This window comes from Paenibacillus sp. YAE3 (genome assembly GCF_057546105.1).
In genome coordinates this window covers 86,338-104,192 of sequence record NZ_BAAIYF010000016.1, presented here as the reverse complement: position 1 = coordinate 104,192, position 17,855 = coordinate 86,338, and the positions used below count along the sequence as shown (strand labels likewise).

The 17,855-nt window shown below is 51.8% G+C and carries 16 protein-coding genes and 1 tRNA gene; 15 read left to right on the top strand and 2 right to left on the bottom strand.

The features are described from left to right. The first annotated feature begins 74 nt into the window (after window positions 1–74). On the top strand, window positions 75–575 hold the full coding sequence (locus AC27KL_RS24635; RefSeq protein ID WP_487171437.1) for a DUF4446 family protein: 501 nt from the start codon (window positions 75–77) through the stop codon (window positions 573–575). Here AC27KL_RS24635 and yyaC read toward each other — a convergent pair. Beyond that, the gene (gene yyaC, locus AC27KL_RS24630; RefSeq protein WP_212952019.1) at window positions 550–1,155 is read right to left on the bottom strand and encodes a spore protease YyaC; all 606 of its coding nucleotides are present in this window, start codon (window positions 1,153–1,155) and stop codon (window positions 550–552) included. The genes AC27KL_RS24635 and yyaC overlap by 26 nt on opposite strands. A 112-nt stretch (window positions 1,156–1,267) precedes the next feature. Between yyaC and AC27KL_RS24625 the strand changes: the two genes are divergently transcribed. The 4 genes from AC27KL_RS24625 to AC27KL_RS24610 all read left to right on the top strand — a co-directional run bounded on the left by AC27KL_RS24625 (window position 1,268) and on the right by AC27KL_RS24610 (window position 2,841). Beyond that, window positions 1,268–1,522, top strand: a complete 255-nt coding sequence (locus AC27KL_RS24625; RefSeq protein ID WP_339322837.1) for a putative Se/S carrier protein — start codon at window positions 1,268–1,270, stop codon at window positions 1,520–1,522. A 16-nt stretch (window positions 1,523–1,538) separates the two neighbouring features. Continuing rightward, window positions 1,539–2,444, top strand: a complete 906-nt coding sequence (locus tag AC27KL_RS24620; protein WP_487171436.1) for a mechanosensitive ion channel family protein — start codon at window positions 1,539–1,541, stop codon at window positions 2,442–2,444. 19 nt (window positions 2,445–2,463) lie between these two features. Beyond that, window positions 2,464–2,691, top strand: coding sequence for a DUF951 domain-containing protein (locus AC27KL_RS24615; RefSeq protein WP_339322836.1), 228 nt, complete (start codon window positions 2,464–2,466; stop codon window positions 2,689–2,691). 59 nt (window positions 2,692–2,750) lie between these two features. After that, window positions 2,751–2,841 (top strand) — tRNA-Ser (locus AC27KL_RS24610). Window positions 2,842–3,262: 421 nt separating this feature from the next. On the opposite strand, the gene AC27KL_RS24605 is transcribed toward AC27KL_RS24610, so the two are convergent. Beyond that, window positions 3,263–3,457, bottom strand: a complete 195-nt coding sequence (locus tag AC27KL_RS24605) for a YjzC family protein (protein ID WP_036710736.1) — start codon at window positions 3,455–3,457, stop codon at window positions 3,263–3,265. Between the two features lie 203 nt (window positions 3,458–3,660). On the opposite strand from AC27KL_RS24605, the gene rpsF reads away from it, so the two are divergent. The 10 genes from rpsF to AC27KL_RS24555 all read left to right on the top strand — a co-directional run bounded on the left by rpsF (window position 3,661) and on the right by AC27KL_RS24555 (window position 17,694). Next, window positions 3,661–3,945: a 30S ribosomal protein S6 gene (rpsF, locus tag AC27KL_RS24600; RefSeq protein ID WP_036710734.1), complete on the top strand. Its 285-nt coding sequence runs from the start codon at window positions 3,661–3,663 to the stop codon at window positions 3,943–3,945. A gap of 49 nt (window positions 3,946–3,994) precedes the next feature. Continuing rightward, window positions 3,995–4,474, top strand: coding sequence for a single-stranded DNA-binding protein (ssb, locus tag AC27KL_RS24595; RefSeq protein ID WP_339322835.1), 480 nt, complete (start codon window positions 3,995–3,997; stop codon window positions 4,472–4,474). Between the two features lie 22 nt (window positions 4,475–4,496). Next, window positions 4,497–4,769: a 30S ribosomal protein S18 gene (gene rpsR, locus AC27KL_RS24590; RefSeq protein ID WP_036710728.1), complete on the top strand. Its 273-nt coding sequence runs from the start codon at window positions 4,497–4,499 to the stop codon at window positions 4,767–4,769. Window positions 4,770–5,111: 342 nt separating this feature from the next. Beyond that, the gene (locus AC27KL_RS24585; protein WP_339322834.1) at window positions 5,112–6,947 is read left to right on the top strand and encodes a sensor histidine kinase; all 1,836 of its coding nucleotides are present in this window, start codon (window positions 5,112–5,114) and stop codon (window positions 6,945–6,947) included. Next, complete coding sequence (locus tag AC27KL_RS24580; protein ID WP_487171426.1) at window positions 6,940–8,463, top strand: response regulator transcription factor; 1,524 nt, start codon at window positions 6,940–6,942, stop codon at window positions 8,461–8,463. The genes AC27KL_RS24585 and AC27KL_RS24580 overlap by 8 nt, the downstream gene beginning before the upstream one ends. A gap of 355 nt (window positions 8,464–8,818) precedes the next feature. Further along, window positions 8,819–10,309: an ABC transporter substrate-binding protein gene (locus AC27KL_RS24575; protein WP_036710718.1), complete on the top strand. Its 1,491-nt coding sequence runs from the start codon at window positions 8,819–8,821 to the stop codon at window positions 10,307–10,309. An 83-nt stretch (window positions 10,310–10,392) separates the two neighbouring features. Then, window positions 10,393–11,322, top strand: coding sequence for an ABC transporter permease (locus AC27KL_RS24570; protein WP_036710713.1), 930 nt, complete (start codon window positions 10,393–10,395; stop codon window positions 11,320–11,322). A gap of 25 nt (window positions 11,323–11,347) precedes the next feature. Further along, a complete protein-coding gene (locus AC27KL_RS24565) occupies window positions 11,348–12,265 on the top strand; it encodes a carbohydrate ABC transporter permease (protein ID WP_212952023.1) in 918 nt (305 codons plus the stop codon). A gap of 33 nt (window positions 12,266–12,298) precedes the next feature. Next, a complete protein-coding gene (locus tag AC27KL_RS24560; RefSeq protein ID WP_487171425.1) occupies window positions 12,299–14,602 on the top strand; it encodes a glycoside hydrolase family 3 N-terminal domain-containing protein in 2,304 nt (767 codons plus the stop codon). Continuing rightward, window positions 14,602–17,694, top strand: a complete 3,093-nt coding sequence (locus AC27KL_RS24555) for an alpha-mannosidase (RefSeq protein WP_487171424.1) — start codon at window positions 14,602–14,604, stop codon at window positions 17,692–17,694. Before AC27KL_RS24560 ends, AC27KL_RS24555 begins: the two co-directional genes overlap by 1 nt. Window positions 17,695–17,855 lie beyond the last annotated feature (161 nt).

Below are 17,855 nucleotides of genomic sequence, written 5' to 3'. Positions count from 1 at the left end.
TCGAAAAATAGGCGCAAGGAACGGTATGGAAAAACGATTGTGATCAAGAATGAGGAAAAGGAATGAAATCAGCAATGTCGGACTTGAATAGTTTAATTTTAGAACAGTTGCAGTGGTTTATCGGCGGAGGCATGCTCCTCATTTTGATCCTGCTCGTAATGGTATTGACGCAAGGCGCGAAGCTTAGAAAAATGCGCCGGAAATACGACCTGATGATGGCAGGCAGCGGTGTGGAAAATTTGGAGACGCTGCTCATCGACCTGAAAGTGCAAATGGATTCGATCGAGGACGAACATGAGCAGCAGCGCAAAACGCTGGAAACCGTCCTGGCCAAACTGCAGCAGGTCAAAGGGAAGATCGGCATCAAACGGTACAATGCATTTAGCGGTCAAGGCAGCGATTTGAGCTTTTCGATTGCAATTGTGGACGAAAAGAAAAATGGAGTTGTCATCTCGGCCCTTTACAGCCGTGACAGCTCCTATGTATATGCCAAACCGCTTGCGGCAGGCGAATCGTCGTATGCCCTGTCTCCCGAAGAGGTAGAGGCCATCAGTCTAGCCTCGCAACAAGCGTAGAACGGGATTTCCATTCCTGGATCGCCGAATGCAGACTGGACGCAATAATTTCCGATAAACGAACGACCAAACTTAATCGCGTGTTTTGCAGCACGAAATATTCCATGAAGCCGCCGACATTAACGATACCCGTCAAATGGATATCGCCAACCGGCGGTAATTCTTTATGTACGCCTGCGCCGGGCTTGAGGGGGCCGCTGGCGACTTGGATGCAGCCGACGCTCGAGGATTGCCCGAGGCAAGCATCGATGCCGATCACGAATGGACGGTCGTGAAGGGCATAGATGGTCGAAAGCGTTTCTTGCAAATTGACGGCATGGACGGGCTCGTCCAGCGTGCCGTAAAGATGGAACCATGGGCTTTTGTAGCGGGCGAGGGCCGTGCCGACCAAAGGGCCCAAGCAATCCCCGGTAGAGCGGTCCGTGCCGATGCAGACGACCACGACAGGTTGTTGCTCTTCGGCCTGGGACAAATAAAACAAAAGACGATGAATGATAGCGGAATGGATTTCAGGATCGGTATGTGGTATTTTTAAGCATGAGAGCTGCTGGTTCTGGGATGGTTTGGGCAGCTGAGTCATAGAATCTTCCTTTCAAATGCGATTGGTAGTATCTAGTATATGGACGGCTGCATGTTTTTATACTTCCTCGGGACAAGCAATTTATTAGAACGAAAAGGCGGGCAATAATGCAATGGAGTCATGGATGTTGATGGCCTTTGATTCGACGCAGCAGGCTCTTCGGGCGGAAATGCTGCTGGAATATGCCGATATTGAAATCGATTTATGCCCAACGCCGAAGACGATTACGGCGGGCTGCGCGTTATCAATCCAATTTCCGAAGGAGGAGCTGGCTTCGGTACAGCAGATCATTGTACAGGAGCAAGTGGAGATCAGAGGAATCTACTATAAAGACAATCATGATAGATATATAAGCATCGAGGGATAGGAGATCGATCAAGATGATGAATCCACAATGGCTCGAAACGGCAAACAGCGAAATGGAAGGAGCTGTGGATAAAACGTTGAAGTTCAGCGATAAGTTTTTGGACTGGATTACGAATGTGGATATGTGGACAAATGTGATGTTTTCAAGCATCCGCATTGTCGTGTTATTTATCGTGACCCGGATCGCCATCCGAGTCGTTTCCAAAATTATCGACCGGTCGCTGGAACGCCACCAGCAGAGCCGGATCAATGTCAATCCGCGCCGTTTTGCCACGGTCGGGGAGCTTCTGAAAAATATAACGGCCGTCACCTGCAATTTCGTCATGGTGCTGCTCATCTTGTCCGAGTTCAATTTCAAGCTTGGTCCGTTGTTGGCGGGAGCAGGGGTGCTGGGCCTTGCCATCGGTTTCGGCGCCCAGAGCTTGGTGAAGGACGTCATTACGGGCTTTTTCATTATATTGGAGGATCAGTTTGCGGTGGGGGACGTCATTCAGACGGGAACCTACAAAGGCACGGTTGAAGTCATCGGCCTGCGTTCCACCCGCCTTGTGAGCATGAACGGGGAAACTCATATTTTGCCTAACGGGATGATTACGAGCGTGACGAATTTTTCCTTGTCCAATGCGCTCGCGATGGTCGATTTGCCGGTCAAAAACGAACGTTCGCTGGAGGACACCGTGGGCTTGATTAAGCAAGCGCTGACGGGCGTTCAGGAGGAAAACCCGAATCTTATGGCGGTGCCCGACGTTCTCGGCATTCAGTCCTTGAGCACCAGCGAGTACGTGATTCGCATTGTGGCGCAGTGCCTGCCTAATACAAGGGCGGAAGTGGAGCGGGCCATTTTGGAGCATATCAAGCAAGCGTTGGAAGCCGAAGAGCAGCAAAAGCAAGCGTTAAGCGAGATGGCGGCTTCGGAAGAATAAAAAGGGGAGGCATGGTCAAATGGAACGGAAAGTGTTTCAACTCGGCGATATCGTGCAAATGAAAAAAAATCACCCTTGCGGCAGCAACGAAATGGAAATCATTCGCATGGGGATGGACATTCGGATCAAGTGCGTCGGATGCCAGCACAGCGTTCTGATTCCCCGCGCCAAGTTCGAAAAAAACATGAAAAAAGTGCTCCGCTCCAAAAATGCAGGCGAGGAAACGCAGGAGTCGAACGAAAAGTAATCTTTTGTAAAACAGCTATTGCATATTTTGTCCTCTTGTGATAGAATAAGTTTTGCTGCGGAAAGGTACCCAAGAGGTCTAAGGGGGCTGACTCGAAATCAGTTAGGCGTCGCAAGGCGTGCGAGGGTTCGAATCCCTCTCTTTCCGCCACATTCCCTTTTTCATCAAATATACTTCATAGATTAACGTAATTGGACAAAACCTTTGGCCCGTCATCGCCAGAGGTTTTTTACGTTGTATGGGGTTGTGCAGGCGAAATGCTGACACTTCAATAAAACACCAAAGGAGAACCCGAAGGTTCTCCTGTTTGGCAGACGGCTACTCAATGGATTTTGGAATTCGTTCTACAACAAAACGTCATTGAAACTTCGGATAAAGCCGCGGAGCAATCTCCATTGCTCCAGACAAAATGTCTTTGGCACGTCCCCTCGCTTCTTTTAGTTATGCTGTTTCAGACTTCCAGTGATTTGTTACGCAGCTCAGGCCCAACGGAACCACACCTCTCTCGTAACCGTCTGATTGTATCATCTGCATTTCGGCAGCGGATTATGCATCCGCGTCTAAAAAATTTTTAGTGGACCCGGGCTTTGGTTTTCTTTTTCCACTTCCGGTCTTTGTTGGTCGTTTCCGGAAACGTCTCGCCGCGCTCCATCGTGATCATCTTCGGATTCTGGATTTCGGTATGGAAGCTGGCTTCACCGACCTCCATATATACCCCAGGGTTCGGCGCCTTGTCGCCAGGCTCGAATTCGGTTTTTTCACCCATGGCACAAACCTCCTTATCGAAATGAAAATGGACTGCTTCTGTAGTGTTTACACATCGGGGGGATTCATGTGCCCGTTAATTTTGCCAATTCAGGCATGCTTGCATTCAGGCGGGCGTTTTGATATATTAATATGGTGCGAGTTTAGACTCGCTCCTTGCTCCTGACGCGATCAGGGGCCGAAGTCCATAAGGAGGTGAAAAATATGCGCAAATATGAAGTGATGTACATTATTCGTCCGGACATTGAACAAGAAGCCGTTCAAGCTGCAGTCGAAAAATTCCAAGGCATCATCTCCAACGGTGGGGAAATCACGAAGCACGAAGTGATGGGCAAACGCCGTCTTGCGTATGAGATCAAGAAATTCCGTGATGGCACTTTCGTTCTGGTAAACTTCACTGCAACTCCTGAAGTTGTTGCCGAACTCGAGCGTATCATGAAAATTTCCGACGAAGTAATTCGTTATCTCATTACTCTTGACGTTGCTTAATCCAAGCTTTGGCTTGAAGTGATCCATTCGATCGAAGGAGGGGATAGGATTGTTGAACCGTGTAATTTTAATTGGCCGATTGACCAAGGATCCTGAGCTTCGCTACACGCCCGCAGGGGTTGCGGTAACGCAGTTCACGCTGGCGGTAGACAGACCGTTTACGTCGCAAGGCGGAGAGCGGGAAGCGGATTTTATTCCAGTGGTGACTTGGAGACAGCTCGCTGAGACCTGCGCGAACTACTTGCGGAAAGGCCGTTTGACGGCCGTGGAAGGTCGCATCCAGGTGCGGAACTACGAAAATAACGAAGGTAGACGCGTATACGTCACCGAAGTCATTGCCGATAACGTACGTTTCCTGGAATCGAACCGCGAAGGCGGCAGCGGCGGCGGCCAAGGACCGCGTGAAGACTCCTCTCTCGGAGGCGGAAGCCGCGGGAATAACAATTACTCCCGGAGCAATTCCAATCAAGATCCTTTTTTCGATGACGGAAAACCGATAGACATATCGGATGATGATTTGCCATTTTAAATACGGAAAGGACTGAAACAGCATGGCTTTTAAACAAAGAGAAGGCGGAGACAACGATAAAAGACCGGCTCGCCGCGGCGGCCGTAACAAACGTCGTAAAGTGTGCTACTTCACTGTGAACAAAATTACTCACATTGATTATAAAGACACGGATCTGCTGAAAAAATTCATTAGCGAACGCGGAAAAATTTTGCCTCGCCGTGTAACCGGCACGAGCGCAAAATACCAACGCATGCTGACGATTGCGATCAAACGCTCCCGTCAAATCGCATTGCTGCCATACACAACGGAATAATTCCGTTTCGGCTATAGAAGGGCCAGTATTCTGGGTTTACCAGGATGCTGGCCTTTTTGGTTTTATTTTACCCCTGAATACCGCATAACAATCTACATAAAAAGCCACTCTCAGGTGCGGAGCATTGGAAACTTGTGCAAATTATCAAATTTCCCGGGCAATGACGATTGGCCCCAAGGCTTTGCAAGCGGGGTTCTTCAAAAGGCAAAAACGCATGCTAATTAGCTCAAAAGATGCCCAATCGCCAGATGAGGCAGAGAAGAAGGAGAACTGCCCGCCCTATGTTATAATAATGATGATCATCGCATGTTCAAATCGACTCGTCTGCAGGAGGGAAGCTTCATGGGAATCGGCAGAATATACAGAAACTATTTTAAGAACAATATGTTCATGAAGATCCTTCTGATCTTCACTTTCATCGCCATTGTGACGATTGTAATATTGTCATACCTGATGATTTCCTCCTTGTCGCAGTCGATCGTAAATAAAGAACTGGATAACCAAAAAGCCGCCATGGAAAGCGTAAGCAGGTACATCGACAATCGGCACCATGCGATAGAGAATATTGCAAGGGACATGTACCGAAACGAAACCTTGTTTTCCAATATCTCATTTTTAATGGAAAACCCTTATGCCGAATACGTGCAGCACCGTATGGATCAGTTTAATGTTCAATCGAACGGGGATTCGACGGACGCGCTTCAATATTTTCAAAATATCATGGACGAAAACGGCGATATCCGAAACCTGATGCTGTACGGGTCGGAACATCAGTATCTCTCTATTTTTAAATCGAACAAACAGTTTAAGCAGCTCTCCACCAATTTCGCCAATTCCTATATTCCCGAGGTTATGGCCATGGAAACGAAAGGCATCGCGGCTCCGAACGTTTGGATTCGCAAAGCGGCTGATCAATGGGATAAGGAATTATATGCGATTAGAGTGCCCATCAACAACAAGCAGCTGAAAAATGCCGGCCAATTTTTGGTTTACCTTGATTCCAACAGCATTTTGAATGCGCTTGAAACCTATAAAAACGGCTACAAAGGAAGCATCGTCGTCCTTTCTTCGTCGGGAGACGTCCTTTTTGATTCGGAAGGAAAATATTACGGCAAAACCTACCCTTACGTGGACGTCACGGATTCGCTTTTTGATGATCCGCAGGCGGGACTGACCCGAAGCGGGGAAAGCATGTATATTAACAAGCTGATCTCCGCCGAAGGGGGATACGTGGTCATTGGCGCCGTTCCGAAAAATGAAATCGCATCAAGCTATTCGGGCGTGCGGCAGACGATCATTACGATCAGCGCGATTTGCATCTTGTTCGCGGTTCTTTTCCCGGCGTTGTTCATCATCAATTTTGCCAATCGGACCAACCGGATCATCAAATTTACGCGGAAGGTAAAAAACGGCGATTTTGCCGCCAGAATCGACGATCCGCGCGAGGACGAGCTGGGGCAAATCTCGCGGAGCTTCAACGATATGCTGGATGAGCTGAATGCGTACATCGAACGGGTATACAAGGCGGAAATCAAACAGAAACAGACGGAGCTTGTCGCGCTTCAGGCCCGAGTCAACCCTCACTTTTTGTATAACACGTTGGAGGTTATCCGGATGAGGGCGATTTCCCAGGGAGCGAAAGACGTCGGGGAAATGATCTATAGCTTGTCCGTCCTATTCAAAAGCCTGGTGCAGCAAAAAAGGAATTACACGCTTAAAGACGAGCTGGAAACCTGCCGCCTGTATCTCGAGCTGTTTAGAATACGGTACAAGGACAAGTTTGATTATACGATCACTTATGGCCCGGAGCTCGCCGATAAAGCGGTCATGAAGCTATCGCTTCAACCGATCATAGAGAACTATATCATTCACGGCATTCGAACGGAGAGGTACGATAACCGCTTGTCGGTCGAGATCAGGGAAGAAGGCGATATGCTCATCGCCGAAGTGCGCGACAACGGAAAAGGAATCGAGCCGGATCGCTTGAACGAAATTCGGGAGGAGCTGGAGAAACCGGAGGAAAGCGGCAAAATGTTCGGACTCCGAAGCGTTCATAGCCGTCTCCGTTTTCTGTACGGGCCTGCATACGGAATCGAGATTCAAAGTCGGCCGGATGAGGGCACGGTCATTACCGTGCGTTATCCAAGCCGGGAAGGAACGGATGCTGAACATGTATAAAGTATTTATTGTGGATGACGAACCGTTTATCATTGAAGGATTGTACGATATTTTGGACTGGGCGTCTTTCGGCCTGGAAATCGTCGGGCACGCGGAAAACGGACGGCAGGCGCTGGAGGCGCTGGCTTCGATTCCCGCAGACCTGCTGATAACCGACATATCCATGCCGGTGATGGATGGCCTCAGCCTTATCGCTGAAGCCCGGAAGCTTCATCAGGAGTTAAAGGTGATCATCCTCAGCGGGTTTAATGAATTCGACTACCTGAAAGAGGGTATGAAACTGGGCATTGAAAACTACCTGCTGAAGCCGATCAACGTAGAGGAACTGGAGTCCACGCTGCGCAATACGGTGGAAAAGATGAACAGCATGAAATCCGACGAGCTGTACGATGCCTTCGATATGCAGATTTTGAAGGACAATACGCTTTACCGGTGGTTGACGGGACAAATCGGCGAGGCGGAATTTCGGGAACGGGCCGATTTGCTGGGGCTTGATTTGATGAAGCCGTATTTAATCGTTGCCGTCATTCGGACCAACGGGGATATGACCGAGCGCTTGAACCGGATCGGCGAGCGTTGGAGCAAATCGGAAGGGATTACGTCTTTCCGAGATGTGGACGGCGACCTGGTTTGGGTCGGGTGCATGCAGCATTGGACCGAAGGGAAAAAGAACTTTATGGAACGGCTTGAGCGTCTTTCCGACGAATATGCGCCATTAAGCGTCCCTGTCCGAATCGGGGTAGGCAGCGTGGTGCAGCTTCCGGAGGAAGCTTCGCTCAGCTATAGGCAGGCTAAAAAATCGCTGGAGTATTTTATGGTGTATCCCGACCGCTCCGTTTTGGATTACGGGAATCTTGAAGGAAGAAGCGATGGCGGCGATGGCCGGTTGTCCATCCACTGGGAGGAATACGGCAAGCTTATTTTGGCCAGGGATCTTGAGGGGTTGGAGCGGAGAATCAAAGCGGATTTACTGCAAATGCAGGGGATGGAGGGCATTCGGCCGGAAGACCTCCGCAACGCCGGTTTGGAGCTCGTCATCCGGTTCAAGATGGAGCTGGAGCAGATCAAGCATACGGACGAGTCGGATATCTTTAAACAAGCGCTGACGGACGTCCGGAACAGCGGCACATTCGACGAACTGGCCGCTTCGCTTCAATCGGTGGCCAAAGCAACGGTGTCTTCGCTGCTGCAGGACGTCAAGAACCCGGTGGTCAGCCAGGTGCTCAGTTATATTCACGGGCATTATGCCGATGAACTTTCGCTGAAAACGCTTGGCGCGCAATACCATATCCATCCGGTCTATCTGGGACAGCTTTTCCATAAGGAAACCGGGGAGTCGTTTGCGGAATACATCAACAAATACCGGATCGAAAAAGCGAAGGAGCAGCTGAAAAACACCAACCTGAAGGTGCACGAAATCGCTAGGAACGTAGGCTATTGGGAAACGGGGTACTTCTATAAACAATTCAGGAAATACGTCGGGATTTCCCCGACGGATTATAAAAGCTTGGGGTGATCCAAGCCGCATACTCTGGATGAAAATGGACTTTGCATCAAAATTCGGGTCCGTTTTCATTCAGAGTATTTTTGTTTGTTTTCAGGAAAATTAAGAGCGTTATCATCAGCGTCGGAGCGGGAATTAAAAGCGGTTTCAGCCGAATTGACAGAATCATGCAAAATTCGAATCTTTTCTTTAATTTGTACCCTGATTTATTAGATTTATCTTCTTTTTGAAACTGCTTTCATTCGGTAAGGTTAACTTAGTTAGTACAGACAAGCCAGAGCGCTTAAATAGAGAAACGCATCTGGCGCCCGCCCGCGAGCCGGGCCGGGAAGAGATGCTTGAAGCATTCAAAAGGGAGGATTTACACATGAGCAAGAGTAAAAAAAGCTTCTCGTTCGCACTGGCCATGTTGACGGCCTTGACGCTTGTCCTCAGTGCCTGTGGGGGAGGAAGCAACAGCGCCGAAAGCGATTCCGCCTCCGGAGGAAAAGATTCCGAAAAACCGGTCAACCTGATCTGGTACACCATCGGAACGCCGCAAAAAGACGTGGACAAGGTCATGGCGGAAGTGAGCAAATATACCAAAGAAAAAATCAATGCAACCGTTACGATGAAAATGGTCGACTGGGGCGATTACGCGCAAAAAATGCAGGTTAACGTAGCATCCGGCGAACCGATGGATATCGTGTTCACGGCGGCGGGCGGATTCGATTACGTGCAAAACGCAAGAAAAGGCGCGTTCATGGAACTCGACGACCTGCTTGAAAAATACGGACAAGGCATCAAGAAAACGATCGATCCTGCTTTCCTGGAAGGCTCCAAGGTCGACGGCCACAATTACGGCATTCCTGCCAATAAAGAGCTTCCTCAACAAGAAGTATGGCGCTTTAACAAAAAGCTGTTAGACAAATACAACTTCGACATCACGAAAGTAAAATCGCTCGACAGCATCGAGCCGCTTCTGAAGACGATCAAGGAAAAAGAACCTGGCGTAACGCCGTTCGCCATGGACAAAAACTACGTTCCTTACGTTCCTTACGATTACGTCATTCAGAACCTGCCAATGGCGGTCAAACTGGACACGACCGATTATAAAATCGTGGACATTTTGGAAACGCCTGAAATGAAGCAAGCGCTGACTACGATGCACAAGTATTACCAAGCCGGTTATATCGCGCCTGAAGCCGCAACGACAGGTTCGACGAGCGACTTGATGACATCCGGCAACTGGTTCATGGACCGCGCGCAAACCCAGCCGCTGGCCGACAACAGCTGGTCCGCAAGCTACGGATATCCTGTCGTTTCGTCGCCGGCAAGCGATCCGATCATTACGAACACTTCCGTTCAAGGTTCGATCATGGCGATTTCGGCCAACTCCGAACATCCTGAAAAAGCGATGGAATTCCTGAACCTGCTGAACACGGATCCAGTGCTTCGCAACATGGTCGACTCCGGCATCGAAGGCGTTCATTACAAGAAGGTTGACGACAAGCACATGGAAAACCTTCCGGAATCGAAAAACTACGACATGCCGTCTTACTCTTTGGGCAACAACATGCTGCTTTACCTGAATCCGAATGATCCGGACGACAAATGGGATCAATTCAAGAAGTTCAACGCATCGGGTAAAAATTCTCCAATTCTGAGCTTCAACTTTGACAGCACGAAAGTCGCAACCGAAATGGCTGCCGTTCAAAACGTGAAAGAACAATTCTGGGCATCCCTGATGACCGGTACCGTAGATCCTGAAACCTACCTGCCGAAAGCAATCGCTGCCTTCAAGCAAGCCGGTCTTGACAAAGTCATGGCCGAAGCCCAAAAACAGCTCGACGAATGGAGAGCCGCAAATAACAAGTAACAATTGAACGACATTTTTGGGATCGGGCGGGTGATGATTTCGCCCGATCCTTTTTCATTTTTCAACATTCAGGAGGGAACACGATGGCTGCATTTTTTAAAAACCTCTTAAAGAACAAAGTCATGCTGTTTATGGTGCTGCCCGGTGCGATATGGTTTTTCTTCTTTTCCTATCTGCCGCTTGTCGGTACGATCGTCGCTTTCAAGCAATACCGTTTCAGCCGCGACGGCTTTTGGGCCAGCATCTTCAACAGCAAATGGGTAGGCTGGGACAACTTCAAGTTCCTGTTCAGCACAAACGATGCTTACACCATTACGCGCAATACGTTATTGTACAACATCGCATTTATTATTATAGGACTCGTGCTTTCCGTCGCGATGGCCGTTTTGCTGTCCGAGCTCGTCGGCAAAACGATGGCCAAAATTTATCAAACCGGCATGTTCCTCCCGTATTTTCTTTCCTGGGTCATCGTCGGCTATTTTGCGTTCAGCTTCCTGAGCATGGACCGCGGCATGCTGAACCAGATTCTAGGCTGGTTTGGCGCAGAGCCCGTTCAATGGTATTCGGATCCTAAATATTGGCCATATATATTGATCTTCGTCAGTTTGTGGAAGTCGGTCGGATATAACAGCGTCGTGTACCTGGCTTCGATTATGGGCATCGATAAATCCCTTTACGAAGCGGCCATGATCGACGGCGCCAGCAAATGGCAGCAAATCCGCAATATCACGATTCCGATGCTTTCGCCAATCATCATCATTATGACGCTGCTTGCGGTAGGCCGCATTTTCTATGCCGACTTCGGTCTGTTCTATCAAGTTCCGAGAGACTCCGGCACGCTTTACTCGGTGACGAACGTAATCGACACGTACGTATACCGCGGTCTGAAAACGACAGGGGAAATCGGCATGAGTACGGCTGCAGGGCTTTACCAATCGGTCGTCGGTTTTGTTCTTGTCATCGTCTCCAACTTTGTCGTGCGCAAAATCGACAAAGACAGCGCCCTGTTCTAAAAGATTTGAAAGGAGTGTCAGAATTATGGCGAAGGTCATCAGAAAAAAACGGGATTTTCATCATGTGTCCCCCGGTTGGAACGTCGTTCTCAACATCATCGCGGGATTGTTCGCCTTCATATGCGTCTTTCCTTTTTTGTTCGTCGTCATCATCTCTTTAACGGATGAAAAAACGCTGGCAACGGACGGCTACCGCCTGCTTCCGGCCAAATGGAGTCTGGAAGCCTACCGGTTCGTATTTCAAAGCGGGGATACGCTGCTCCGTTCTTACGGGGTAACGATCCTTGTCACTGTCGTAGGCACGATCGTCAGCTTGATCCTGATTTCGCTTTACGCTTATGCGATTTCGCGGAAAAGCTTCCGCTACCGCAGATTTTTCTCCATATTTGCCATTTTGACGATGCTGTTCAACGGCGGCATGATTCCGACTTACATGGTCGTATCGCAGTTGTTGGGTCTGAAAGACAGCCTATGGGCCCTTATCTTGCCGCTGGCTATGAATGCTTTTTATATCATGATTCTTCGGACGTTTTACAGCACCAGCGTTCCCGAGGCGATTATCGAGTCGGGACGGATCGACGGTGCGGGCGATTTCTATATCTTCTTGCGCATCGTGCTGCCTTTGTCCCTGCCCGGCCTCGCAACGATCGGTTTGTTCAGCACGCTTGGCTACTGGAACGACTGGTTTAACGCTCTCTTGTACATCGACAATCCGAATTTGGTGCCGCTGCAGTCGATGCTCATGCGGATCGAATCCAGCATTCAATTCATTCAGCAAAACTCGGCGAACACTTCGCTTAGCATGGCGGCGCTGCAGTCCATTCCGCAGGATACGTCCCGGATGGCGATGGTCGTACTGGCCACATTGCCGATCATTTTTGCATATCCGTTCTTCCAGCGTTATTTTGTTCAAGGCTTGACCGTGGGTGCCGTAAAAGAATAACAACATCACTAGAAACGGATAGGGAGAGTGGAGATGTTGCTTTATAAGGACAAAACGAAATCGGTTGAGGAAAGGGCAGGGCATTTGCTAGGCCTGATGACTTTGGAAGAAAAGGTGGGCCAGCTGGTGCAGCCGTTCGGCTGGCAAACCTATGAATACAAAGACGGCGCCGTGACTTTGACGGAAACGTTCAAAGAGCAGGTGAAAAACGGCGGCGTAGGCTCCCTCTACGGGGTGCTGCGCGCCGATCCGTGGACCGGCGTCACATTGGAAAACGGACTGTCGGCCAAAGAAGGCGCCGAGGCCGTCAACCGGATCCAGCGGTACGCCGTGGAACATTCGCGTCTCGGCATTCCGATCCTGATCGGGGAGGAATGCTCGCATGGGCATATGGCGATCGACGGCACGGTATTCCCGGTGCCGCTGCTGCTGGGCAGCACATGGAACGTGGAGCTGTACCGCGAAATGTGCCGCGCGGTAGCCGCGGAAACCCGCGCCCAAGGGGGAGCGGTAACTTATTCGCCGGTGCTCGACGTGGTGCGTGATCCGCGTTGGGGACGAACGGAGGAATGTTTCTCCGAAGACCCGTACCTGATCGGCGAATTTGCGGCCGCGGCGGTCCAGGGGCTTCAAGGGGAGCGTCTGGACAGCGACGGCAGCGTAGCGGCCACGCTGAAGCATTTTGCCGGATACGGCAGCTCCGAAGGCGGACGCAATGCCGGCCCGGTGCATATGGGCTGGCGCGAGCTGCTGGAAGTCGACCTGTATCCGTTTAAAAAGGCTGTCGAAGCCGGAGCGGCTTCGATCATGCCCGCTTACAACGAAATTGACGGCGTGCCGTGCACGGTCAATACCGAGCTGCTGGAAGAAGTGCTGCGGAAGCAATGGGGATTCGACGGCATGGTCATTACCGATTGCGGGGCGATCGACATGCTGGCTGCGGGACATGACGTGGCGGAAGATGGTCTGGACGCATCCGTGCAGGCGATCGAGGCGGGCATCGACATGGAAATGTCCGGCGAAATGTTTGGGCGTTACTTGCTTGAGGCTCTTCATCAAGGTCGGCTGAACGTCGAAGTATTGGACCGCGCGGTGCTTCGGGTGCTGACCCTGAAGTTCAAGCTTGGTTTGTTCGACAATCCTTATGTGGATCCGGATCGGGCCGCGCGCGTCATCGGCAGCGAAAAGCACGTAAGTTTGGCGCGCAAGCTTGCCGAAGAAGGCATCGTGCTGCTCAAAAACGAAAACGGAGCGCTGCCGCTTGATGACCGCTGCGGGAAAATCGCGGTTATCGGGCCGAATGCCGATGCCGGATACAACCAGTTGGGCGATTACACGTCGCCGCAGCCGCCGGAAAAAGTGGCGACGGTTTTGAAGGGAATCCGGGCAAGGCTAGCGAAAGAGTCTGAGCGCGTGCTGTACGCACCCGGATGCCGGATCAAAGGCGAAGACCGGGAGGGCTTTGAATACGCGCTCGCTTGCGCGAAGCAAGCGGATACCGTCGTGATGGTGGTTGGCGGTTCCAGCGCCCGCGATTTCGGGGAAGGGACCATCGACCTGAAAACGGGGGCTTCGAAGGTTTCGGACAACTCATGGAACGACATGGACTGCGGCGAAGGGATCGATCGCATGACGCTCGGCCTTGCCGGCGTGCAGCTGGAGCTGATGCAGGAGATCCATAAGCTCGGCAAACGCTTCATCGTCGTTTACATCAACGGGCGTCCGATCGCCGAGCCGTGGATCGACGAGCATGCCGACGCCATTCTGGAAGCATGGTACCCCGGACAGGAAGGGGGGCATGCGGTGGCAGGCATTTTGTTCGGCGACGTCAATCCGTCCGGCCGACTGACCGTGTCCGTGCCGAAACATGTCGGACAGCTTCCGGTTTATTACAACGGCAAACGGTCGCGCGGCAAACGGTATTTGGAGGAAGACTCGAAAGCGCGGTATCCGTTCGGATACGGACTCAGCTACACGACCTTTGGTTATGACCGCCTGAACATCACGAAGGATTCCATCGGAGCGAACGAATCGGCGATCGTATCGGTGGATGTGACCAACACCGGCAGCATGGCCGGAGCTGAGGTTGTTCAGCTTTACATCTCGGATGTCGTCAGCAAAGCCAGCCGGCCGCTGATGGAACTGAAAGGGTTCGCCAAGGTTGAGCTTGCGCCGGGAGAAACCAAAACGGTTTCTTTTGAAATAGGAAAAGAGCAACTGCAGTACATTGGGCGGGATCTGGAACCCGTTGTTGAACCGGGCCTGTTCCAAGTCCACATCGGAAGGAACGTAAACGATACGCTGAGTACGTCTTTGACTGTACGGGAGGATGGATGATGGAACGGATCAGACGTTTTATTCGCGAACTGTCGGAAAACCAGTGGCTCGAGCAAATGGAGTACCGCCACTGGGAAATTACTCGTTCTTATTATAAGCTGCCAGGCGAATACGAGAATTCGGCCCCTTATCCGGAAGGGCAGGGATTGAACTCGTTTCCGAGCAAGCAGGGGACGACCTACTTTTTTAAAACCAAGCTGCAACTACCGGCCGAATGGACGCAAGAGCCATTTGGCCTTGTGTTCAAGTCGGGCGGAGAAGGATTGCTCCGCGTCAATGGAGCTTCCTATCAAGGGCTGGACCGGAACCATACGTACGTTACGCTGGATCCGCGCGTCATCGGTGAATCTCCGGAGCTGGAAATCGAGCTGTTCGATCCGGTGCCGGAGCCCGTGGATCCGCTGAACCAACAGGCCGTGATACAACCCCCGATCACTTCGATCATAAGCCAACTCGTCAAACCGAATCGGGCGGTACAAAGCTTGATGTATACCGTTACGATCGTTCGGGATTCCACCGCGCTGCTGCCGCAGGAGGACTTCCGGCGGGTAAGGCTGATGGAAGCGTTGTACCGGGCCATGGACCGGTACGTGAACCTGGATGCGGCTGCGATCCGCGAAGGCAGCGGGATTGCCGACATCGAAACCGAGTTAAGACGGGAAGTCCGGGACATCGGCGGAAACGCCGAAGGACTGGAGCATATGATCGGCCAGTCGCACATCGATATCGCCTGGCTGTGGCCCGTGCGGGAAACGGTGCGCAAGGCCAGCCGGACGTTTTCGACCGTGGACAGGCTGATGGAAGAATATCCGGAGTACCGGTATGCGCAAAGCCAACCGCTTCTGTTCGCCTTTTTGAAGGACAACGATCCTGAGCTGTTCGAGCGGGTGAAGGCCCGCGTAGCGGAAGGGCGTTGGGAACTCGTCGGGGGCATGTGGGTCGAGCCCGACCTGAATCTGCCGAGCGGCGAATCCCTGATCCGCCAAATGTTATACGGACAGCGGTTCTATCAGGAGGAATTCGGCAAGACGTCGAATATCGAATGGCTGCCCGATACGTTTGGGTATTGCGCCTCGCTGCCGCAAATTTTAAAGCACGGAAAAGTGGACTATTTCATGACGACCAAGCTGGGCTGGAATGACACCAACCTGTTTCCGTATGACCTGTTCCATTGGGTGGGCATCGACGGAACGCCGATTTTGTCATACCTCAACCATGGCGTCAATGAACATACGCTGCCGAAAGACATCCACGATCATTGGCAGTCTTACCGGGAAAAATCCAGGCATAACGAGCAGATGCTGCTCTACGGACACGGAGACGGCGGAGGCGGCGTGACCCGCGAAATGCTGGAATATATCGACCGCTCCGAACTGATGGTTGGACAACCGGCAAGCCGCTATAGCACCGCGGCGCGGTTTTTTGAGGGCATTGCCGAAGCGAATCCCGTGCTGCCGACGTGGCGTGGCGACTTGTACCTCGAACTTCATCGGGGAACCTATACGACCCATGCCCGCAACAAACGAAACAACCGGAAAGCGGAAGCGTTATACCGGGAAGCGGAAATATGGAATTCGTTGGGGCAGCCGGACATGGCCGCATCGAAGCGGGAAGCCGCATTGCAGCAGCTGCATGAAGGCTGGAAGCTGATTCTGTTGAACCAGTTCCATGACATCATTCCGGGCTCGGCCATTACGGAAACGTACGAAACCTCCGATAAAGAATACGGAGAAATTTTTAATAAAGGGAAGTCGGGGCTGCAGGAAGGCGTTCAGGCAATCGCTGCGGCGATCGACACGACCGGGCAGGATGGAATCCCGTATGCCGTGTTCAACAGCCTGGGCTGGAGCCGAAGCGCGACGATCCGCATTGAAACGCAGCAAGGCGCGTTGGAGGCTTATGACGAACAGGGCGCAAGGCTCGAAACCGACCGGGTCGAGGGCGGCATATCCGTTTACGTGCCGGATATTCCCGCATTCGGCTATAAAACCGTTTGGCTGAAGGCGCCGCCGGAAGCATTATTCTCTTCAGAAACGGAAGACGCTGCAGCGTTCGGGGATACATGGGAAACTTCCTATTACCTTGCCCGTTTTAACGAGCGCGGCGAGATGATCGGGCTGTTCGACAAAAAAGCCGGGCGGGAGATCGTCAAGTCGGGCGAGAGAGCGAACCGGTTCCACTTTTTCCATGACCGACCGACGTTATGGGACGCATGGGACATCGATACGCGGTACGAGCAGCAGCCGGCGGGAGAAGCGGAGCTGCTGGAGAAACGGCTGGTACTCTCGGGACGCACCAAGGATGTGCTCCGCTTCCGTTGGCGGATCGGCCAATCCGAAATCACGCAGGACGTCATCTTTTATCATCATGATCCACGGATCGACTTTCAAACGCATGTCAGCTGGCATGAAGCGCACAAGCTGCTGAAAGTGGGCTTTCCGATCGACGTGGTGACGGAAAAGGCGACCTATGAAATTCCGTTCGGATCGCTGGAACGGGCGACACACCGCAATACCAGCTGGGAGCAGGCCCAGTACGAGGTATGCGGGCACCGTTTCGTGGACGTATCCGAGCATGGTTATGGCGTCAGCCTGTTGAACGACTGCAAATACGGCTATGACGTTCAGGACAGCACGATCCGTTTGTCGCTGCTGCGCGCGCCGAAATGGCCGGATGCAACCGCCGATCTCGGCGAGCACGACTTTACGTATTCGCTGCTTCCGCACAGCGGCGACTGGAGAGACGCCCATACGGTCCGCCATGCGGCGGAACTGAACCAAGAGCTCCCCGTGCTGCCGCTGCAAGCAGGCAAGAAAGGGACGCGCCCTGCCGCGCAGTCCCTCATATCTTTGGATAGCCGGCATGTCGTGCTGGATACGGTAAAACCGGCGGAAGACGGAAACGGCGCGATTCTGCGGTTCTATGAATCTTCCGGCGGCCGGGAGCAGATCGAATTGCAATGGCCGTATGCTTTTGAGGAGGCCTATCTTTCGAATGCGCTGGAGGAGCCCGTTCAGAGGCTGGAACCGGACGAAGGACGTCTGACCTTGTCTTTTGCTCCGTTCGAGATTAAAACGGTACTCCTCCGATAACCGATTCCGATAGGATATACCGTGTTTTTCAATCCGGGTTCCCGCAGGGACTATGCATGGTCTTGCGCGTCTTCACCCGCGGGAATGCCGGTTTTATGACTTTTTTCGTTAGCCATCAAACCGTGCTTCATATTTCATTTTTGCTTACAAAGGAGCGTTCT